Source organism: Pseudomonas sp. PAMC 25886 (genome assembly GCF_000242655.1).
Taxonomy (GTDB): domain Bacteria; phylum Pseudomonadota; class Gammaproteobacteria; order Pseudomonadales; family Pseudomonadaceae; genus Aquipseudomonas.
The window spans coordinates 46,679-66,855 of the sequence record NZ_AHHC01000081.1 but is presented as its reverse complement, the minus strand read 5'-3'; the positions used below and the strand labels follow the sequence as shown (position 1 = coordinate 66,855).

The window sequence follows — 20,177 nt, the reverse complement described above, 5'->3', positions numbered from 1 at the left end:
GGAATGCCTGATTTTTCAATAGCGATATCCTTGCTTCGTAAACCGATTGATGAGCTATATTTAAAGGTTGATAAAGAACTAAAGCAAAAAGTTGCTGTGATTCGCTCTGCTGCAAAGGTAAAGCTACTCCATAAGAGGCTATATGAAAGCCAAAGAGTGAAAACTATTTGGCATACTGATCGGCCGCTCAGTCTGACATCATTTTTCTATCCGGTTCAAATAGTTAAAAACGAACCGACGCCTACAAAACCTATTCGTTTAAAGAATCTCGAACCATTTAAGAGTAATCATAATATAATATTTGGTACCGTTGGGCAGGGTAAATCTATTCTGTTGCGTTATCTTTTAGGGAGTGAAATTCGATCTGGAACCAGAATTCCTATATTTATCGAGCTTAGAAATGCTGATAAAAAAACGTTGTGGGAGCATTTAATTGATAAGTTTGCCGCAGTGATGGGGATTGCTCCCGATGATGAGCTTTTTTCTTTATTTTCAAGTGAGGGCAAAGTATCGATCCTTCTTGATGGTTTTGATGAAGTTGAACCGGGAAACGTTGCCAAATTGTTGCTGGATATCGAGGAGCTTTCTTATAAGTGCCCGGACTGCAAAATTATTTTGACTTCGAGGCCGGATTCGGAATGTAAGCATCTCACTAATTTTCATTCATATAAAATTCAACCCTTGAATCATGAGGATTTAATCGGCTTCTACAAGAAAATAACAAAGGACCCTGAGTTTTCTGCACGAATTCACGCAGCTATAAAAGCTTCGCCAACCAAGATTAGAGAGCTAGTTACTACTCCGTTATTGGCTACTCTTCTGGCGATCTCCTATCGTAGTGCACAAAAAATCCCTCTTGGATTTTCAGAGTTTTATGATGAGTTATTTCAAATTCTATTAATTCGTCATGATGCATCTAAGCTGGGCTGGCGTAGGCATAGAAAGTCTAAGCTTGATGATCGCCAAATTCAGCATATATTCGAGGCATTTTGTTTTTCTACAAGAAAAAAGCAGTTAACTTCGATAAATCAAGAATTGGCTTATCAAATAGCTGTTGATAGTATTGGTGAGGTTGGATTTAACGCAGAGCCTCAACCGTTCTTAGATGATATAAGAAAAATTACCTGTCTTCTGATTGAAGAAGGTAAAAAAATGGCATTTGTACATGCAAGTGTCCAAGAGTTTTTCGCGGCGAGATATATTAAAACTCGCACCGACATCGTTGCTCAGCGTTTTTATGCTCAGGTCCTTAATGGTAAGTGGTCGCTATGGCCTGAAGAGTTGAATTTTTTACGTCAGATAGACTCTCACAGAGCTATGAAGTATTTTTACATTCCTGATGCTGAGCGAACGGTCTTGTATATTTTGGATGGTCAGCCCAATGTTACGAGTGAGATTGCGATAGAATATCTTCAGTTATTGAAGGTTGTTAAGAAGCCTCGGACCACTACGAGTGCTGAAAAATATTTAGTTGAAAAAACTAGGTCAAATAATTTTAAGCACTTAGCTTCTATTGATACACAAGTGTTTTCAAAAATGTTCACTTGGAGCCCGGAAACGCCCGAGTGGATGGTTGGTTTTCGAAATGATCCGTCCTGTACAGAAAGAACGTACTATGAAATTGCGGTTGATAGAGGTGAAAAATTTGAGGCTGGTATGATTCAGTATGTCGTCACCACCATCGAGAACTTGCAAAAGGATTTTATTAGAATGAGTGGCTTGGTGGCAAGGCATGAAGAAGAAAGCGAATTTATGGACCTTTCTTAAATGATATTGAAGGTGTGTCAATATTTAGGGTTGCTTGTAGAGTCTTGAGAATGCACATCGTTCCTAATAGATCTCTTAGGAATGATGTGCAAAGCCCTTGGTGCACCATCATCGGCATCTCATCCTCTGATTCACCACGCTCCAAGCTATGGCGCTAAGCGTGCTCCCCCAAGATACTGGCTGTTCAGCAGTCGGCCGCAGCTGACTAGTGAGTTCTGCACCGCCACTGTTCCTTCCAGCACTTCATAAGCCCAGTATTCTGGATAACGGGAGTTTTTGTACTCAAAACCAACAACTTTTCCTCCTCGGTTACCATCTACAAACGATATGGATGGAGTGTGAGTAATGAGTTGTCGGTGCTTGGCTGTATTCATAAAAGCATTTAGGTATTTAAACCATTCGGAAGAGAGTGCTACTTTTAACTCGTTACGTAGTCTTCCATGGGGTAGTGCCTCGGACACTTGGTAAATATAGAAATTCCCAGTGCAGGGGGTGGGTAGTACTAGGGTGTTTAGTAATTGGCCAAAACTGTCAAAGGAATTTCGAGTGATGCCAACGCAGGCAATCAAATTTGCTTCGCTTACAAGTCGTGCTTTCCAGAAAGAGTCATCATCTTCGACACAGTTGAATGCGTGGCTAAAAAATTTAACTCCATTCGGGTCGTTCTCTTTGCTGAAGGCTTCAAAAGCATCGCGAGCAAGGCATTTGTGATATTCGAATATTTCACAGGAGCGGCCAATGGAGTTGATGAGATCGACTGGTTTTTTGGAATTGCTAGGGAGGTTTGTGATAACGCGTTCCCTCAGTTCATTTAGGTTCCAGTTTGTAGTCAATTATTGTTCCTTTCGATGATTTATATTAGTAGGTCTTGAGTGGGGCGGAGCGGAGCATGATCCCGGCTCAGCTAACCGAACTTGCCGCGGTGAGGCAATGACCTTGAGTGGTTTTTGGTGTGATTGCGGCGTTCGGGCAGCGCCTAGGTAAAATCCCCAACTATGACACCTCAACTTTAATTATCTAGATATTCTTGATCAGCATCACCCGACAGGGGCTGGAATCTATGGAAAAGCTACTGGTTACCATTCAAGACGAATTTTCGGCCTGCCGCTGTTAGCTGATATTTCGATTCAATATACATTTTTATCTTTTGAACAAGTCGATGTTCTATCAAATCATCGAGGGCGCTTATAGTGCCCAGTTTTTGAAGTTTTGAGTGAGGCAGTAGGTTACTTAGGGTAGCAACCGCACCGCCATTCTCAAAGTCAGCAATCAGCGATAACATATGGCGTTGGTCGGAGCTTAAAATCGGCTGAGCCGGAACTGGGAATTCAGCTTGGCGCCTGAGTTCTATATTAGAATTTTCCAGTTCCACACGAAGAGCTTCCAACTGAGTCAGCTCCGAGTGTAGTTCAGAAATCTTAGCGTCTCGCACCTTAATTTTTCTACCCTCGGATCGGACAAAGTTCGCACCGAGTAGAACGATCACCAAGACAGGCAAGATCAGCTCCCATATGGCCATAGGAGTGGTCAGAGTCAGAACATCCTTAAGCCAGTCCAGCATGTGAGACAGCCAAGCGGGGAGAGCCCCATTCTCGACAAAGTAGGTGATCAGTGCCGCTCCTACTACACTGATGGTGGCTAGCACGCCCCCGACGGCCTTTCTCCACATTCCTTTCACTGAATAGCTCCCCTGTATGCCAAAGCGCCATTCTATCAGAGCATGATGGCGGTGGAGCACAGTCCTTTTCAGTACGAAGCCTTCCCCGCCGCCTTACAGGAATCACTTTGCAGAGCGTATACTGCATGTGAATGGGAAGAGTAAAAATAGCTTATCTGATTGCAGAAAACCAAGCAGGGGACATCAAGAGAATGACAAAAAAATTTATCATGGGGATTTTTTCGATATTGGTATTGAGTGGTGCACTAGTTTTATTGCCTTGGGCTCTAACCTTTCAAAGCTTCTCCCTCAGTACCGATCCCAGTGATTGGGGAGTGTTCGGGGACTACTTCGGTGGAGTCCTATCTACTGTAATCTCTGCACTAGGATTTATCGCTGTTATTGTTACGATTAAAGTGCAAGCTCAGGGAATCAAAGCTCAACTGTCCAGCATCGAGCAGGAGAAAGAGATTAGAGATGATGAGGTGTATAGGAAACAAGCCATTGAGTGCTTGAACGAAGCACTATTTAAGCTCAATGATCCTCGAGGTGGAGGACTTCTTAGGTGTAGAGTTGCATGGTTGGAATCAGCGAGGCTTATTCTCACAGCACAAGAGCTGTCAAACAACATCAAAAGTGAAAGTGTGCAAAAGGTGTATGCCACGTCAGTAAGATTAGTTCGTTCAAGATTTCAGACAAAACTTGACCCAAAAAACTGCCTAGAAACCATGCAGCCTAACTATTTTGACGGACCTGATTGGACAGCATACTTCAACAACAAAGAAACGGAGAGGTTAGAGAAACACTCTGTTTACGTGATATACGAGTTTGCCAGCTGGCAGAAGGATGAGGCCGACAACCTCGATTCTATCAAAGGTGAGGTTGATGTAGATCTCATTAATCTAGGGTATCTGGGAGCACGACTTTACATCATAAATCACCCCTAAATCCTGAGTGAAAACTCAATCCCGCCAAATTTTTCAGGCGCTTGTTTATGAAGCTTGATTTTTTAGGCTGGAAAGTAATCTCGTGTTGAAGCTTGGAATTGGAGTTTGTGTTCGAGGTGCTTAACTAAGAATAAAGCCGTGATTCGAGCGTTTGGGCTGTTTAGAAATAAGTCTCGGGACTCCTGAGAGCCCCATAGAACAGCTCTGGCTGTTGGAAGTATCAAGAACACTCACGCTTGATTCTGTACACCGTAGCGACACCACAGTCAGCCAGCTTAGCGATCTTGTCAGCAGACATGGTTGGATGTTCCTGCATTAGTGACTGTACCTCCGCCCATTTGGCGGTATTTCTACCTTTGCCTGTTGGCTTCCATTCAGGATCCGCAGCACGCTTGTTCTCCAGACCTTGCTTGATGCGTTCCACACGCTTCTCCTGATCCAGTCGTGCCATGGTTGCCATCAAATCGATCAGCATGTTGTTGATCACATCCATGATTTGCCCGGTGATTCCTTTAGCTTCAACCAGCATGTGGCTGGTGGGCAGATCAGCCACTACCAAACGAAGTCCTTTGGCCTTAATGGTGGCCTTGAGAGTCTCCCAGTCAGCCTGCGAGAGGCGACTCAGGCGGTCTACGGACTCAACCAATAGCACGCTTCCACTCTCGGCAGTGTCGAGCAAGGCGAGCAGCTCAGGACGGTTGAGCTTGGTGCCGCTGATGTTCTCGGCGTACACGCCAACGATGCTCAATCCCTTCTCGACAGCGAACAACTCCAAGGCGACTTTTGCACGGTTGGCGTCTTGGTCTTTGGTCGATGCTCGGAGGTAGAGGTGGGCGTTCATGGCTGACTATCCTTTGGTGTTAATGCGTATAGATTAATGATAGTAGAATCTCATAGCTATCCGCAATAGATATCTGATAGTGGATGGTGGGGTGCTATCGAACTATCGGATAGGTCTACTCCTTTGATAGCGAGCTAGTGCCGAAGCTTAAGAATTCCAGCTGTGATGACGGATACGTTCGCATCCAGTGCCTCCATTGCAGCGATGGCATGCTCGTGGGCTTCGCTTGAACCACTGGCTTTAGCCCACAGAGCTACTTCTTCGATTGCTGCGGCTAAAGCGTATTGGTTGCGCAGCAGGAGAGTGAGGACATCTGCTGTGGCTATATGAGTGTCTGTGTGTCTTGCATGGCTGTTGTCCCTGAGGGGGTGGCAAAGATCGTAGCTCAGTGCTAGGCAGTATGGGGTCTATGATGTTGGAGGAGACTTCCAGCCGCTGCTACCTTAGCCGCCATCCAACAACAGCAAACAATCACAATGAGGAAGTGACCAACATGAATGGATGGCAACGGTTGTGGGAGGTGGTGTCTATGATCATCGGTCTTTCGCTAATGGTGGTTGGAGAGCGACTTGTACCGAGCAAGGAAAGCATTGCTTTGAAATTCGACAAGCCGCTGACAGAAGAGCGTCAGTACTTGGCAGAGATCAAGGAGAAGCGTTTCAACACAGATGCTTTCAGTCAGGACTTCTTCGGTGGGTCTGCCCTAAAGGATACCGAGGTAAGGATTCTCGATTTAGAAACCCGACACAAATCCGAATTTGATTCGCTGTGGACTGACCAGCTCGAGATCAGAGGTGTCATTGTTGGCGTGTGGTTCGGGCTCTGTTTGGGACTGTATGCAATTGGTGCGACGGTGGGCTGGGTGTATCGAGGGTTTCGCCCTAAGGCGGCATAACCAACCACAGTTCACGATGTCCAAATGACGTATACCGATCTCAACGTCTTTCACAGACCAGCTTCGGTAAGGCAAGACCAGTCAAAGCCCCTCCAGCAGTTCCGACAGTGTCATTCCCAGTCCATCAGCAAGCACCTTGGCTGCATCTAAGCTGGGGTTGGCTGTCCCCGTCTCAATTCGTGACATGTACGTTCGAACGAAGCCACACCGATCAGCAAAAGCTTCCTGACTGAAGCCCTGACTGGTGCGTAGCTCTCGGATTCGTTGGCCGAAGCCCTTTCTAAGATTCTGATTTGGTTGCATCTCTGAATGATGGTCGGATGCACTCCAATCGTGAACACACCATCTGATGACACACCAAATGATACATTGCTATCCTAACCATCTGTACACGCGAGCAAATCAGAGGTGTGGTGCGAGCAAAGAAATTTGCATTCACCAGCAATGATGAAGGTTACGAGTCATTGAATTGCTAGGTGGCGACTGAAAATAAAATGTAATCACTATCCAGAGGTGTGGTCGATGCGTTCAACGAATGTTCCGTTTTTTTTAATTGCGTGCTTTTTTTGTGTGGATGCTTGGTCTCAAACGACCATGGGATATTACCGAACATGTGCTAATTACAATCCAGACTACGAAGAGGTATATGAGAACTCTAAAAAAAATACGCTGGTCGATGGTGTTGATGACCTAAATCAATATCTTCGAGAAAGTGGGTGTCGCAAACAAATTATTAGGGCTGTAGAGATTGTCAGGGAGCAAAGTAAATCTTGTGTGGTGCCTAATTATCCTGATTATGATACTTATCAGCGTGGTTTGATTGGTTATCTGAAAAGAAGCGAGTTTCAGAGTAATGTTACTTTAATGGGAGCTCCGATCGAAATGGTGGCTCCTGATGTTTTGAGGTATATGCTCAAGTGTTTTGAATTTAAATAGGCCCTTTTACATTGGCTGGGATTATTTATCTGATTGTTCTCTGGTGATGGTGGTTTTTTGTTGGTGTGGTCGAGACTGCACAACTTTCCTAATGGACTTCTTAGGATTGATGTGCAGATTTTATCTTGAGATCTTTTATTAAGATTGCAATGTGCATTGCTTCTATCTCAGGCGATCTGAAGTCGCCAGTCTTCTCTCCAGCTTGGTAGGGTGTTTCGATGCACACCGGTTAGGCGAACTATCTCAGCATTCCTCTTTCCTTGTGCGAACAGCTGATAGACTTCAACTCTGCGTGCGTCCAGAGTCGTTCTACGGTCCTCACTCACTGGACACATTTCAGATAGACTCCAATCGATCACTGCATCCGGCATATAGGTGGAGATAAGATACTCAGCTACTCGTCCATCTTGCACAAACAGTTGTATCGGCTTGGTATTGCTTCTGTCACGTAGTGCTGTCCTTGTAGCTGCCTGTAAGCTGGGTTCCAAAAATCTGGTGACGATGAATCCTTGGCGAAATACGCGACCATACTTGGCTGCCAGAAACTCTAACGCGAGCTGATCGGATGGCGATGGGTTCCCACCAAACAAGAGAATGGCATCAGTTTCGCTTTGGTACTCGTTCAAGCCCCGACTGTCGATTGAGCAACGGTGAACGGCCCCCCTTGGCAACCATCTGAAACTAGCCCAACCGTTGCAGAATAGCAGTGGAGTTCCAGTAGCCTGCTTAAGAACTACCTCTAGAATGTGGTCAATCACCAGATTTTCCCCCTGCTTCTGGTGATCAGTAGTGCTGCTGTTATGAGCAGTCTCAGTCACTGCGGATTTACTGTAATTACGTCCCTTGGGCATGACAGGGTAGATCGTGACGGCAGAGGTGTAGCCATCAAATGTTGGCGTGAATTCCGACCGTGCGTATGTGAATCCATGTACCTGAGCAAAATCATCGAACTGGCTACCGGCTACACTGGCCGCAAGAACGTGCACCTCTTCTGCCGCTGCTAAGGTGTCCCAGCAACTGGACTCAATAACTGCTCGAACATACCTGTTGCCATTAGGAATAGGCGAATCAATAAAGACCGGATGCCCATCTTTTAGGCATTCGTATATGCGAGCCCCTTCCTTACTCAGCATCGATGTGCGTTCCGCACCTGCTGACACAGCTTTGAAGGTCGCGAGTGTTGTTTCAACCGCTTCAGAGCAACCCTCTCGAATGTATAGACGCCCGTCGTGCTCCATCGCATTCACCAGCAACTGATCAAGTTCTGACGGTTCGAAAGGAAAGGCTGGAAAATCAACCACAGTCGGCAGTTCATCAATGACTAGCATCCAGCCAAAAAGCAAATTGGATTGTATGGAAAAGATGCTGTGATGTGTCGTGATAATCAGATGGCTTTCTTTCTTTTTCAAAGCAGACTCTAGTTCCGAGCCAACGTGATCACAGGTGGTGGAATTGATGACGCGGTAAGAAAGGTCAGCAGGCAAGCGGCTAACAAAGCTATCGGTGAGGTTGAGGGTTGGGAGTGCAAGAACGATAGATCGTCCCGCTGAAAGCAGGGATGGAATCTGGTTAATAAATGCTTGAGTCTTACCCGCGCCTGGAGCGGATACAGCGGTGTAGATCACTTTATTGGGGGCGAAACCGATCATCATCATTTCTCCTATTTAAGTTCACGTCATTGGCGTTACCTCGGGTATTGCCGGTTAATTGGTAAATCGTATGCACAAAAAAGCCTCTTCTAAAACGCTGCCGAAACAGTGTCCGTGAGAGGCTATTCTAGGTGTCGGTCTGTCCGTCGAGACAGGCGAGCATAATGCACGTTTTACCGGCTTCTGTCAATGGATAGTTGACTCATGCTCTATTTTGTGAGTGGATAGAGCGTATGGATGGCTTCTTGCTACTATTCCAGCAGAGCTTACACAGTTTTGGACTATCAATATCCTGATCAAGCAAAGGAATGTATGTCACAGGTCTCAATCCCCCATGTTGCCTTTCTACTCCTCGAACCTCAGCCAGCATCTGTGGCACCAGCATTACTCGTTGATGCTCCTAGGCTTCTTCCGGAGTTTTATCTCGATGATGAACACCATGGGCTGATCTACTGCCCTGAATGCGGTGTCAAGTGTGGTAGACGTCCTCGCAAGACGCCAAAACGAAAAGATGGAGTCCCTGCATTCTACTTCCATATGCCCGGATTCGAAACGGTCGAATGCCCTCATAGGAAGAAAGCCAGTGCAGGAGGAGGGGATGGAGATAACGGCAAAGAGAGGCGAGCCATTAACCTCGTCACATTCGCAGGTTGGAAGACCTTGGCGGAAAATGAGGAGGATGACGACGATGAAGACGATCAGGACCAAAACCCGCGTAAGAGGAAGGAGGTGCGGGGCGGTTCATCGGTGAATGGTCGCGGGTTTGAAAATTTTTTTGATGCCGATGGAAATTTGCTCAACCCGGGGCACTTTCATACTGTAGGTAGGTTGGTGCGACTAGCTCAGATAAACCTTGATATTGCTATCCAGTTTGAAGGTGAGGACGCTATCAGGTTGCGCGATCTCATAGTATCTATCGAGAAGGCTCAGCGTAATATAAAACAGTACTTAGGGAAAAGTTTCCTGTTTTTCGGTCAGCCCTCCTCCATCATAAAAGGTAAGTTTAATCGAGTTTTCTTTAACTTCCAATCACCCCAGCATGAACTAAGCGGCCATTGTGAGTTGGATATTTTCGAAAGTCGAGGTTGGAAAACTTTTGAGCGAGATCGTTATTATCTCTTCTATGGTCGTGTTGAGGGTGATGAAAGTCGTTCTATTGTAAGGGTGCTGGAGTCAGGCCAAATAGATCGAGTTCCATTGACCGCGCGTGATCTGTTCAACGAGTTGCGGTAACGTGCCGTACTCGCATGCTGCGTTTACCAGCCAGTTAATGAGCTTTTGTGCTGGAGATTTTTCTAAAACTGATTTTTGTTGAGGAATCCAGCCTCTGCTTGATTCGGACGCTCATTCACCCCAGTAAATGTGGGATGAAACTAATATGAGTGATTGAAGTATTGGGTAAGTAGGTGGCGTATTTTCCGGGTTTTGGAGGGTTTACGGGGTTTTAGAGGCAGCCAATCCCGAGGTACATCATGGCTGCCCGTGTGTTTGATCAGTCGATCAGGTGCAGCACATCCCTGACGTTCAGGTGGGAGTAACGTGCTACGGATCGAGTATCTCTGTGTCCTGAGACGATCATGATCTGGGCGTTGTTGAACCCCTTCTTCGCGACGTTAGTGATTCTCGTATGCCTGAGTTGGTGCAGCCTGACGCTGCTGCCCAAACCTGCTTTTACACGTGCCAGACGCACAGCCTGAGATACGGCGTGTGGCGTGACAGTGAAGATCATGCCATTTGGATGGCGTTCCACAGTGGCCCACAGCTGGGCGAGTTCAAGTATCTCAACGGCACGGTGGGTGAGGGGGACTGAACGAGTGCCGTTCTTCCCATCGATTACATCGGCAATGCGTTCTTTGAGGTGCAGGCAGTCTTTCGTCAGCTTCAGGATTTCAGATCGCCGCATGGCGGTTTCGTATGCGAGTTCAACGATGAGCTTCATTGTTGGAGATAGCTTCGCCATTAGCCGCTCAAGTTCGCTCGCACGGATCACCTTGTCGGAAGACCGGTCAGGTTTGGGAAGTGCAATGTCGCTTACAGGGTTACGAACGTCGATCAGTAGGCCACGTTTGGCGAACCTGTAGAAGCGGGACATGAACGCTAGCTGCGTCCTGCACGTAGATGGCTTCACTTTCCTCAGTCGCATAATCTTGAAGTCGTTAACCATCTGCGGCGTGATTTCGTGAATTGGCTGAGTGAAGTGTCTGCCCAGATGTTCCACGATTTTGAGTGCGTGGTCGTAGCTGCTTTTACCCTTGAGCATCGTTTCGCAGTAAATCATTCCGAGCGTATAGATGGTGTGTTGCTTGCGGTCCATCGTCACGGCTTCGATATGTTTCGCCCATGACTCTGCTTCGGCCTTGGTGCTAAAGGTTTTCGACTGGGGAGATTTACCTTGAATCCGTACCTGAGCATTCCAGTTGCCGGACGGAAGTAAGCGGAAAGTGGCCATTTTTGACGCCTCATGATGTGAATGGGCGTTCTGTGAAATCCAAGAGCACCAAGGCTTGCAGCTTGCGCAAGCAGACATTGACATGGTGGGGGTCGTTGGTTCGAGTCCAATCGCGCCTACCAAACAAAATCCGCTCTGCTGGGCGGTCTAGAAGGGCTCACCGAAAGGTGGGCCCTTTTTTGTTGCCTGCGATTTGCAAAACTTTTGCAAAAGTCCCACCTTTTCAGGTCGGCTTTCACCTTCATGTAAACCGCCGCTTCAGAGTTATGCGGAACTAAAATCGGCAATACCGTCTACCTTTCAAGTGGGTATTCCCTTTTGGATAAGACGATCATGTTGAAATCTCGCTCGTTTGTAGCCGCTGTTACCTGCCTTGCTTTGGCCATTGGCTCAGTGACGGCGCTGGCCGACCCAGGGAATGGGAAGGGTCAAGGCAATGGAAAAGGCAACTCTCAGGGCGGCCAGGGCCATGGCAACCAGGGTAATAAGGGGAAAGGTTCCAGCGCAGATGATTGGGCGCGCGGCCCCAGCATTGACCGGGGCGGCGTACTGGGTGTGGTCGGTGGCTACCGTGACTATTGGCGCCCAGGCCCTTCGCTGCCACCCGGAATACAAAAGAACCTGGCCAGAGGAAAACCTCTTCCTCCTGGCATTGCCAAGAAGCTGGATGGTCGCTTGCTCGGCAGACTGCCCCATTACGACGGCTACGAATGGCAACAAGCGGGTACTGATCTCATACTGGTCGCAATCGCTTCCGGCATAATTTACGAAGTCCTCAACGGGGCCTTTGATTGATGTGCTTACGGAGCCGTGACCTCGTCGCCCGGGTCGCGTCTGCACTCACTTAAGCTGATATTCCGACCACTATCGTTTGGGGAAACGGCCACCGGACTTCACGTTCTGGTATGTCTCTACAAACAGCCAGGCAACCCTTTCAGGCTCGGTCGGTATTCAAGAGGGCGTACATTGCAAAGTCCCAGGCCTGCCACGCACCATACGGAACGACCTCAGCGTTCCTTCGTATTGATATCCGCTTTTTTTCAGGACGTTGGCCGAGCGAGGGTTCGTAACGAGAACGGTGCCTTGTACCCGGACAAAGCCATATATCACAGGCAAAGAAAAGCCCGCGATGGGGAGCGCGGGCTTGAGGGTTTCACCAGGAGCAGGGAAACCATAGATGTTTATCTGTGAAAGGAATGTGAAAGGGTTTCAGCGCCCAGCGTTGTCACCAGCCAGAGCCAGGTTGCCCAGCACCTCATCAATCAGCCCAAGCTGCCAGTTGAAGTACGGATTGAACGTCAACCGCGCGTGCATCTTGCCCGGCTCACGATAACCCCAGTCCGAATACCAGACCTCTGAGCCTTGTTCGCAGGCGCGGGTGGCGTCTTCCGTCTGGCCGTTCCAGCAAAACCGCAGGCTGCCCTGTTCGCCGTAGAGCGGGTTGTCGGGTGAGAACAACAACCCCATGTGTGAGAACTGGCTGATCCGCAGTTCTGGCACGTAGTCGGTGCGCGCTTTTACCCGCTGCGTATCCCAGGCGCTCTCCGGCAGTGTTCCGTACCAGGCCAAGCGGCTGTGTGGATGACTGAAGCGCTGTTGGAAGGTCTCCAGCACATAGTTCGTATCGAGCACTGAGTCGTGCGCTGCTACGGCAATGAACACCGGTTTGTCGTAGGGACGACGCTCGAGGTCCTGGCGGGCTACTCGGCTGCTTCGGTAGAACTGGGCGAAGCCATTGGTGGGGACGGTCATGTAGCGCACCAGGCTCTGCTGTGGCCGGCTGGCGTCTGGCGCCAGCAGCCACGGGCGGGCCCAACTGATAAGGGGTGTCAGCCAGTCGTAGGTCATACTGGACTGGAAAGCGGGGGAGAACAGCAGCAGCCCGGCGACGTCGTCGTGTTTGTAGGCGTAGTCGAGGACCAGGTTGGCACCGGTGGAGAAGCCGCCGAGGTAAATCTCGCCCACTTCTGCGCGAAGTATCGCGGCCTGTTCGTCCACCACCCGGCGCCAGTCTTCCATGCGTACTTGCAGCATGTCGGCCGGTTGTGTGCCGTGGCCGGGAAGCAGCACGGTCCTTACCAGGAAGCCGCGCGCAGCCAGTGCGCTGCCGATATCGTGAAACGACCACGGAGAGTCGCCCAGGCCGTGCACGAGGATGATCCCGCGTTTGGGTGTTCCGGCCGGGCGCCATTCCTGCGGCGCGTTCCAGTTGAGTTCGGCTTCCTTGTCGGTGCCCTGGAAGTCGCGATACTTCCGCAGCCACTGCAGGGTATCGAGGCGATACGACTCGAACGATTTCTGGCCCAAAGGCATGGCCGATTCGGCGATGGCGGTATTGGCAAATAGAAGGGTAATGATCGCGAAGGCAGCGCTTCGCAGCATCGTGCGCATGGAGAAGGAGCGGGTGTTGTTCAAGGCGGGTTCCCGGCGTCGCGTAACCGTAAAGTCATGCACGATAATCACCGGGCTGCCGCTGCTGGTAGTGCAAAACAGTCGCAAGACATTTCGCCTGTAGCGCTGGCCGGCGCAGGAAAAGGCGCCACCGCAGCGGGCATGCTCACTGCTGGGAAAGGATCGCCTGGACCAGCCCTGGAAACCGGCTGTCCATTACATCAGTGCGCAACGAGTTCATATGGGTCGTGCCAACACTGCGGGTGTGAACAAGCCCCGCATCCCTTAACACCCGGAAGTGATGGGAGACACTGGATTTCGGCCGTCCGCCGTCCAGCTCGCCGCAGGTGGCCTCGGTGACGCCAGCCAGGCAGCGAACGATTTCCAGTCGAACAGGGTCACTTAACGCGTAGAGCACGCGTTCGAGAATCAGGTCTTCGGCATTGGGGTGTTTGAAGGCTCGCATGAAGCGAATGATAACAGGGCTATCGCTTAACACCATAGTTCGATTAGCATCGAACAATCGAAAATTATCCCACCTTCGCTTCAGGAGATTTTTCATGGCTGCATTGTTCGAACCCTACAAGCTGAAAGACGTGACGTTGCGCAACCGGATCGCTATCCCGCCGATGTGCCAGTACCAGGCTGACGACGGCATGGTCAACGACTGGCACCACGTGCATCTCGCCAGTATGGCCCGTGGCGGCGCGGGTCTGCTGGTGGTCGAGGCGACCGCTGTAGCGCCTGAAGGGCGCATCACACCTGGCTGCGCGGGGATCTGGAGCGACGCGCATGCGCAAGCCTTCGTGCCCATGGTCAAAGCCATCAAGGCCGCAGGTTCGGTCCCTGGCATCCAGATTGGTCACGCCGGTCGTAAGGCCAGTTCCAATCGTCCGTGGGAAGGCGATGACCATATCCCGGCTTCCGATGCCCGGTCCTGGCAGACCATTGCACCATCGGCCATCCCTTTTGGCGCACACCTGCCGAATGTCCCACGCGCGATGACCCTGGAAGATATCGCGCGGGTTCGCCAGGACTTCGTCGATGCTGCTCGTCGTGCCCGTGACGCCGGTTTTGAATGGATCGAACTGCATTTCGCCCACGGTTACCTGGGCCAGAGCTTTTTCTCCGAGCATTCCAACCAACGCACCGATGCCTACGGTGGCAGCTTCGATAACCGTAGCCGCTTCCTGTTGGAAACCCTTGCCGCAGTGCGCGAGGTATGGCCAGAAAACCTGCCACTGACCGCACGGTTTGGCGTGATCGAATATGACGGTCGTGACGAGCAGACCCTGACGGAGTCCATCGAGCTTGCCCGTCGTTTCAAGGCCGGTGGCCTGGACTTGCTGAGCGTCAGCGTCGGTTTCTCCACGCCCGATGCCAACATTCCGTGGGGCCCGGCATTTATGGGGCCGATCGCCGAGCGTGTGCGTCGCGAGGCCGGTTTGCCGGTGACTTCTGCCTGGGGCTTTGGTACTCCGCAACTGGCAGAAGGTGCGTTGCAGGCCGGGCAGCTCGACTTGGTATCGGTAGGGCGCGCCCATTTGGCCGATCCACATTGGGCGTACTTTGCGGCCAAGGAACTGGGGGTCGATAAGTCATCCTGGACCTTGCCCGCGCCTTACGCTCACTGGCTGGAACGTTATCGCTAAGTAGCGCCAACAGACGGGCGGCACCGAATTCGGGTGCCGCTCCTTTCAGAAACGGCTCAGCCGATAGGGCTCCAGCGCCGGCAAGTCCTGACTGAAAAACGCGGGCGACACCAGTTGACCAATCAATTCGGCTGTCACCGCGGCCTGCGTCAGCCCCAGGTGCTGATGCCCAAACGCAAGCAACACCTTGCCATCGCACACCTTGTCGATAATCGGCAGCGAGTCCGGCAGGGAAGGGCGAAACCCCATCCATGGCGTTGCGTCCTCCGCACTCAAATTACGCCGAAACAACCCATGACTCAGCCGGTGCAACTGCCAGGCGCGCTGCATGTTCGGTGGTCGATCAAGGCCCGCGAATTCCACCGTGCCCGCCAATCGCAGCCCGTCGGTCATGGGCGTCATGATGAACTTGCGCTCCAGTGAGGTGACGGCAAACGGCAGTCGCTCATGCTCATGGGGCAGCATCAGGTGATAGCCGCGCTCGGTGTCCAGCGGGACCTTGTGGCCCGTGAGTGCCGCAGTCAATTTGGCCGAATGCGCGCCGCAGGCAATCAATACCTGGCGCGCCGCCACTGCGCCTTGGTCGGTCATCAACGAGACGCCGTGTGCGTCCAGCTTGCCGCCTACGACTTGTCGCCTGAGAAACTGCACCCCGCTGGCCTTGGCTGCGTCCATCAGTTCGCAAACCACCCGGTAGGGATCGAGAAAATGACCGGTACGCGGAAAGAACAACCCGCCCTGAATGCTTTCGCTGAGTTGCGGCGCCACATTCTGCACCGCACGGGCTTGCCAATAATCCACCGGCACTTGTTGCTGGCGCATGCGGGCTTGCACGGCGTCGATGGCTTGTCGCGACGCGGGGCGTTCGAAGACCAGCAGCGAGCCGTCTTCGCGCATCAGTTCGGTGCGATCAATACTGCCCAGCAGCCGGTGCCAGGCGCCCAGGCTGCTTTCATTAAGGGCGCGAATGCCGGCGACCGTGCGCTGGAATGGCGCCGGGCGCAGGTTCAACAGCAGGCGGGTAAACCATGGCAGCGCGCGCGGCATGTATTTCCAGTCCAGGCGCAACGGGCCCATCGGGTCCATGAGCATGGCGGGCAAGCGCGTCAGGATCGACGCGTCCGCAATAGGGAACACCTGCTCGGTCGCCAGGTGCCCGGCGTTGCCGAACGAGGCGCCATGGCCGGGTTCCTGCTGGTCAATGATCACCACGTGCCGCCCCTGGCGGGCCAGTTGCAGCGCGCAGGCAACGCCAATGATTCCGGCGCCCACTACGGCGATATCAGGCATGACGTTATCGGACATGGCCTAGGCTTCTCTCTGACCGTCGAGCAAGCGCCGCAACAGCAACGGGTTGCCGTGTTGCAGCGCCGTCGGCAGCAAGCCATCCGGGAAGTCCTGGTAGCATACCGGCCGCAGGAATCGCAGGATCGCGGCCGTGCCCACCGAGGTGGTGCGCGAGTCCGAGGTGGCCGGGAAAGGCCCGCCATGCACCATCGCATCACACACTTCCACGCCGGTCGGCCAGCCGTTGACGAGCAGGCGGCCGGCCTTGCGCTCCAGGGTTGGCAGCAATGCGCGGGCGGTTTCCAGATCGTCGTCATCCAGGTGCAGCGTGGCGGTGAGTTGGCCTTCCAGGTGTTCGCTGACCTGGCGGACTTCATCGGCATTGGCGCATTGCACAATCAACGAGGCGGCGCCGAAGATCTCGGCCTGCAGGTTGTGATTGGCGAGGAAGTCACGGGCCTGGGTCACGAACAGATGGGCTCGGCCCTGGTTGGGGCCCGCTGCCGGCAAACCTGTACCCGCGACCTGAGCGTGCTTGGCAAACTCGCTGACGCCGTCTTCGTAAGCCTTGAAGATCCCCGGGGTGAGCATGGTCTGGGCAGCGCTGCGTTGAAGCCAATGGGTGGCGCTGTCAATGAAGTGGTCCAGCGCTTGTCCGGCAACGGCAATCACCAGTCCGGGGTTGGTGCAGAACTGGCCGGCACCCTGGGTGAGGGACGCGATAAATCCCTGCGCCAATGCTTCGCCCCGCGTGCTCAGTGCCGCCGGAAACAGATAAACCGGATTGATCGAACTCATCTCCGCATACACCGGAATCGGCTCGGGACGCGCCTGGGCTGCCTGGCACAAGGCGATGCCGCCGCTGCGCGAACCGGTAAAACCCACGGCCTTGATACGTGGGTCGCAGACCAGTGCAATGCCTACTTCGCGGCCCGAGCCGTACAGCAGCGAAAACACCCCTTCAGGCAGGCCACAGTGCTGAACGGCCTTGGCCACCGCGCGGCCCACCAGTTCGCTGGTGCCAGGATGCGCGCCGTGAGCCTTCACGATCACCGGGCAACCGGCCGCCAGTGCCGACGCGGTATCACCGCCGGCCACCGAGAATGCCAGCGGAAAATTACTCGCGCCAAAGACTGCCACGGGCCCCAGCGGCACCTGGCGCTGACGCAGGTCCGAGCGGGGCAGCGGTTGGCGATCCGGCTGCGCAGAATCGACCCGCACATCCAGCCATTCACCGGCGCGCACGGTACGGGCAAAGGTACGCAACTGCTGGCAGGTGCGTCCGCGCTCGCCCTGGATGCGTGGGCGCGGCAGGCCGGTCTCGGCCATCGCCCGTTCAATCAGTTCATCGCCCAAGGCTTCGATTTCGCTGGCGATGGTTTCAAGGAATTCTGCGCGAGCCGCCAACGACGTTTCGCGATAGTTATCGAAGGCGCTCCACGCCAACGCGCAGGCGTGTTCGACATGTTCGGCGGTGCCGCCGGCGTAGGCGGGTTCCAACGCAAGGTTGGTGGCAGGATTGATCGCCCGGATGGCCTCGCGGCTGCCTGGAATGGAGTGCTGACCAATCAGCATGGTGCCCTTCAGAGTCATGGCGTAGTCCTGAAAGTAAAGATAGGCCTGGCAAAGAAAATCCACTGTGGGAGCTGTCGAGCCCGAGTGAGGCTGCGATGCAGGCGCTGCGGTCTGGCAGGCACTGCGCGGTGATCCCATCGCAGCCTCGCCCGGGCTCGACAGCTCCCACATTTGATTTTTGTTGCCGACAGTAGTGTTAAGCGACGTTCTGCTCGGCCGACCAGTTGGCGTACCACTGGCGGAACAGCGCGTACTGGTTCTCGGCATAACGACGCTGGGCATCGCTCAGGGCATCGGTTTCGTTGAAGTGCAGGGTGTATTCCTTGTCGCCGTTGAGCACCATCAGGTGCTTGTAGAACAGCACCAGGTCGCAGCCTTCGTCGAAGGACGACAGCACTGCCAGCGCCGATTCCAACTCCCGGGCCTGGCGGCGTGCGGTGGCGTCGCCCTTGGCGGCTTTCTTGCTCAGGGCCACCAGTTGCAGCACTTCCCGCGGCAACGCGTTGCCGATGCCGGTGATTGCGCCGGTGGCGTTGCAGTTGACGAAACCGTGGACCACCTGGGTATCCACGCCCACCATCAGGGTCACGTCATCGTCCCTGGAGGTGATGTGCTCTGCCGCGTAACGCAGGTCGGCAGCGCCGCCGAATTCCTTGAAACCGATCAGGTTCGGGTACTCGCGGCGCAGTTCGAAGAACAGGTCGGCGCGGGTGGCGAAGCCGTAATAAGGGCTGTTGTAGATCACCGCCGGCAAGTTCGGCGCCGCCTTGAGGATGGCCGCAAAGTGATCCTTTTGCGCAGTCGCCGAGGCGCCACGGGACAGCACGCGCGGGATGACCATCAAGCCGTGGGCCCCGACTTTCGCTGCGTGCGCCGCGTGGGCCACGGCTTCACGGCTGTTGACCGCGCCGGTGCCGACGATGGTCGGTACGCCGGCGGCCACCAGGCGCGCCACGCCTTCCTGGCGCTCGGCCTCGGTCAGCAGCGGCCAGTCGCCCATGGAGCCGCAGTACACCACCGCGCTCATGCCGATATCGATCAGTTCGCGACCCTTGGCAACCAGTGCGTCGAAGTCCGGTTTGCGCTCGGCGGTGCACGGGGTCATCAGGGCGGGGATGCAGCCGGTGAAAATGTGGGTGTTCATGGTTTCAGCTCCAGTTTGATTGAAGGGGCGGGGGCGGTTCAGATGCCCCACGCGAAGGGATCCTGTTCGTCGATCAGCAAGGTGCTGTCGGCGGTCATGTAGGCGCGGCCGGTGATGGAAGGGCGCACACGGTCGCCTTCCCATTCATAGCTGCCTTCGAATTGGCTGCCGGTGATGCTCGCCTGCACCCAGGGTTCACCGGCGGCGAGTTTTCCGTCGGCCGCCAGGCACGCCAGCTTGGCGCTGGTGCCGGTGCCGCAGGGCGAGCGGTCGTAGGCTTTGCCCGGGCACATGACGAAGTTGCGGCTGTCAGCCCGGGCGTCGTCGGCGAACAGTTCGATATGATCGATCAGTGCGCCGTCTTCGCCGTGGATGCCCTGGGCCTCAAGGGCCTTGAGCATGGCCCAGGTGTAATCGGTCAGGGCTTCGACGTTGTCCATGTGCAGCACGTGCCCGTGCTCGGAGACGAGGAAGAACCAGTTGCCGCCCCAGGCGATGTCGCCGTAGACCCGGCCATACCCGGGCACATCCACCGGCACCTGTTGGCGATAGCGATAGGCAGGCACGTTGCGCAGGGTTACCGCGCCGTCTGCATGCAGCGTGGCGCTGACCGGGCCGACGGGCGTGTCGATCTTGTGCACTCCCGGGGCGATCCGGCCCAGGTGATGCAGCGAGGCAACCAGGCCGATGGTGCCGTGGCCGCACATGCCGAGGTAGCCGGCGTTGTTGAAGAAAATCACGCCGCAGGTGGCATCGGCCGAGACCGGCGCGCAATACAGCGCGCCCACCAGCACATCGTTGCCACGGGGTTCCAGCAGGCATGCCCTGCGCCATGGGTCATGCCGGGTGCGCAGGTCGTCGAGCTTGTCGAGCATGGTCTCGCCGGCAAGCTCGGGGAAACCGCTCATCACCAGGCGCGTGGGTTCGCCGCCGGTGTGGGAGTCAATGATGTGGACTCGTTTCATATCGCTATCCATTCAGGGGTGG

The 20,177-nt window shown here is 53.5% G+C and carries 20 protein-coding genes; 7 read left to right on the top strand and 13 right to left on the bottom strand.

Features of this window, described 5'->3' with window-relative positions:
- Positions 1-3: 3 nt before the first annotated feature.
- Entirely contained in the window at positions 4-1,767 is a 1,764-nt protein-coding gene (locus tag MUM_RS1000000134330; RefSeq protein ID WP_141629547.1) for an NACHT domain-containing protein, read from the top strand.
- A gap of 146 nt (positions 1,768-1,913) precedes the next feature.
- On the opposite strand, the gene MUM_RS1000000134325 is transcribed toward MUM_RS1000000134330, so the two are convergent.
- A complete protein-coding gene (locus MUM_RS1000000134325) occupies positions 1,914-2,600 on the bottom strand; it encodes a hypothetical protein (RefSeq protein ID WP_141629546.1) in 687 nt (228 codons plus the stop codon).
- 236 nt (positions 2,601-2,836) lie between these two features.
- Positions 2,837-3,445: a hypothetical protein gene (locus MUM_RS0125740; RefSeq protein WP_141629545.1), complete on the bottom strand. Its 609-nt coding sequence runs from the start codon at positions 3,443-3,445 to the stop codon at positions 2,837-2,839.
- 131 nt (positions 3,446-3,576) lie between these two features.
- Between MUM_RS0125740 and MUM_RS0125735 the strand changes: the two genes are divergently transcribed.
- Positions 3,577-4,371 carry a hypothetical protein gene (locus MUM_RS0125735; protein ID WP_029616100.1) on the top strand — a complete coding sequence of 265 codons (795 nt, stop codon included), beginning with the start codon at positions 3,577-3,579 and terminating at the stop codon, positions 4,369-4,371.
- 220 nt (positions 4,372-4,591) lie between these two features.
- On the opposite strand, the gene MUM_RS0125730 is transcribed toward MUM_RS0125735, so the two are convergent.
- Together MUM_RS0125730 and MUM_RS1000000134820 are read right to left on the bottom strand one after the other, a co-directional pair.
- Complete coding sequence (locus MUM_RS0125730) at positions 4,592-5,212, bottom strand: recombinase family protein (RefSeq protein WP_010175716.1); 621 nt, start codon at positions 5,210-5,212, stop codon at positions 4,592-4,594.
- Between the two features lie 134 nt (positions 5,213-5,346).
- On the bottom strand, positions 5,347-5,601 hold the full coding sequence (locus tag MUM_RS1000000134820) for a hypothetical protein (protein WP_443216251.1): 255 nt from the start codon (positions 5,599-5,601) through the stop codon (positions 5,347-5,349).
- 140 nt (positions 5,602-5,741) lie between these two features.
- On the opposite strand from MUM_RS1000000134820, the gene MUM_RS0125725 reads away from it, so the two are divergent.
- The gene (locus MUM_RS0125725) at positions 5,742-6,107 is read left to right on the top strand and encodes a hypothetical protein (RefSeq protein WP_238535552.1); all 366 of its coding nucleotides are present in this window, start codon (positions 5,742-5,744) and stop codon (positions 6,105-6,107) included.
- 81 nt (positions 6,108-6,188) lie between these two features.
- Here the strand turns inward: MUM_RS0125725 and MUM_RS1000000133560 are convergent, their stop codons facing one another.
- A complete protein-coding gene (locus tag MUM_RS1000000133560; RefSeq protein WP_010175712.1) occupies positions 6,189-6,410 on the bottom strand; it encodes a helix-turn-helix domain-containing protein in 222 nt (73 codons plus the stop codon).
- Between the two features lie 219 nt (positions 6,411-6,629).
- Here MUM_RS1000000133560 and MUM_RS1000000134320 point away from each other — a divergent pair, with 219 nt between their 5' ends.
- The gene (locus tag MUM_RS1000000134320) at positions 6,630-7,043 is read left to right on the top strand and encodes a hypothetical protein (protein WP_141629544.1); all 414 of its coding nucleotides are present in this window, start codon (positions 6,630-6,632) and stop codon (positions 7,041-7,043) included.
- 167 nt (positions 7,044-7,210) lie between these two features.
- Here MUM_RS1000000134320 and MUM_RS0125720 read toward each other — a convergent pair whose 3' ends face one another.
- Positions 7,211-8,692: a hypothetical protein gene (locus MUM_RS0125720; protein ID WP_141629543.1), complete on the bottom strand. Its 1,482-nt coding sequence runs from the start codon at positions 8,690-8,692 to the stop codon at positions 7,211-7,213.
- 237 nt (positions 8,693-8,929) lie between these two features.
- Here MUM_RS0125720 and MUM_RS0125710 point away from each other — a divergent pair, with 237 nt between their 5' ends.
- Positions 8,930-9,925, top strand: a complete 996-nt coding sequence (locus tag MUM_RS0125710; RefSeq protein WP_238535551.1) for a hypothetical protein — start codon at positions 8,930-8,932, stop codon at positions 9,923-9,925.
- 259 nt (positions 9,926-10,184) lie between these two features.
- Here the strand turns inward: MUM_RS0125710 and MUM_RS01000000132700 are convergent, their stop codons facing one another.
- Positions 10,185-11,141, bottom strand: a complete 957-nt coding sequence (locus MUM_RS01000000132700) for a tyrosine-type recombinase/integrase (RefSeq protein WP_010175706.1) — start codon at positions 11,139-11,141, stop codon at positions 10,185-10,187.
- A gap of 333 nt (positions 11,142-11,474) precedes the next feature.
- On the opposite strand from MUM_RS01000000132700, the gene MUM_RS1000000133555 reads away from it, so the two are divergent.
- Entirely contained in the window at positions 11,475-11,936 is a 462-nt protein-coding gene (locus MUM_RS1000000133555; protein WP_081480130.1) for an anti-virulence regulator CigR family protein, read from the top strand.
- Positions 11,937-12,350: 414 nt separating this feature from the next.
- On the opposite strand, the gene MUM_RS0125690 is transcribed toward MUM_RS1000000133555, so the two are convergent.
- Both MUM_RS0125690 and MUM_RS0125685 read right to left on the bottom strand, forming a co-directional pair.
- Complete coding sequence (locus tag MUM_RS0125690; RefSeq protein ID WP_050543226.1) at positions 12,351-13,523, bottom strand: alpha/beta hydrolase; 1,173 nt, start codon at positions 13,521-13,523, stop codon at positions 12,351-12,353.
- A 175-nt stretch (positions 13,524-13,698) separates the two neighbouring features.
- Positions 13,699-14,034 carry an ArsR/SmtB family transcription factor gene (locus MUM_RS0125685; RefSeq protein ID WP_010175700.1) on the bottom strand — a complete coding sequence of 112 codons (336 nt, stop codon included), beginning with the start codon at positions 14,032-14,034 and terminating at the stop codon, positions 13,699-13,701.
- Positions 14,035-14,092: 58 nt separating this feature from the next.
- Here MUM_RS0125685 and MUM_RS0125680 point away from each other — a divergent pair, with 58 nt between their 5' ends.
- Positions 14,093-15,184, top strand: a complete 1,092-nt coding sequence (locus tag MUM_RS0125680; protein WP_010175698.1) for an NADH:flavin oxidoreductase/NADH oxidase — start codon at positions 14,093-14,095, stop codon at positions 15,182-15,184.
- Between the two features lie 45 nt (positions 15,185-15,229).
- Here the strand turns inward: MUM_RS0125680 and MUM_RS0125675 are convergent, their stop codons facing one another.
- The 4 genes from MUM_RS0125675 to MUM_RS0125660 form a co-directional block, all read right to left on the bottom strand.
- On the bottom strand, positions 15,230-16,489 hold the full coding sequence (locus tag MUM_RS0125675) for an NAD(P)/FAD-dependent oxidoreductase (RefSeq protein ID WP_010175696.1): 1,260 nt from the start codon (positions 16,487-16,489) through the stop codon (positions 15,230-15,232).
- Positions 16,490-16,492: 3 nt separating this feature from the next.
- Complete coding sequence (locus tag MUM_RS0125670) at positions 16,493-18,064, bottom strand: aldehyde dehydrogenase (NADP(+)) (protein ID WP_010175694.1); 1,572 nt, start codon at positions 18,062-18,064, stop codon at positions 16,493-16,495.
- Positions 18,065-18,242: 178 nt separating this feature from the next.
- Entirely contained in the window at positions 18,243-19,190 is a 948-nt protein-coding gene (locus MUM_RS0125665) for a dihydrodipicolinate synthase family protein (RefSeq protein ID WP_010175691.1), read from the bottom strand.
- A gap of 38 nt (positions 19,191-19,228) precedes the next feature.
- Positions 19,229-20,155, bottom strand: a complete 927-nt coding sequence (locus MUM_RS0125660; protein WP_010175689.1) for a 4-hydroxyproline epimerase — start codon at positions 20,153-20,155, stop codon at positions 19,229-19,231.
- Between the last annotated feature and the right edge of the window lie 22 nt (positions 20,156-20,177).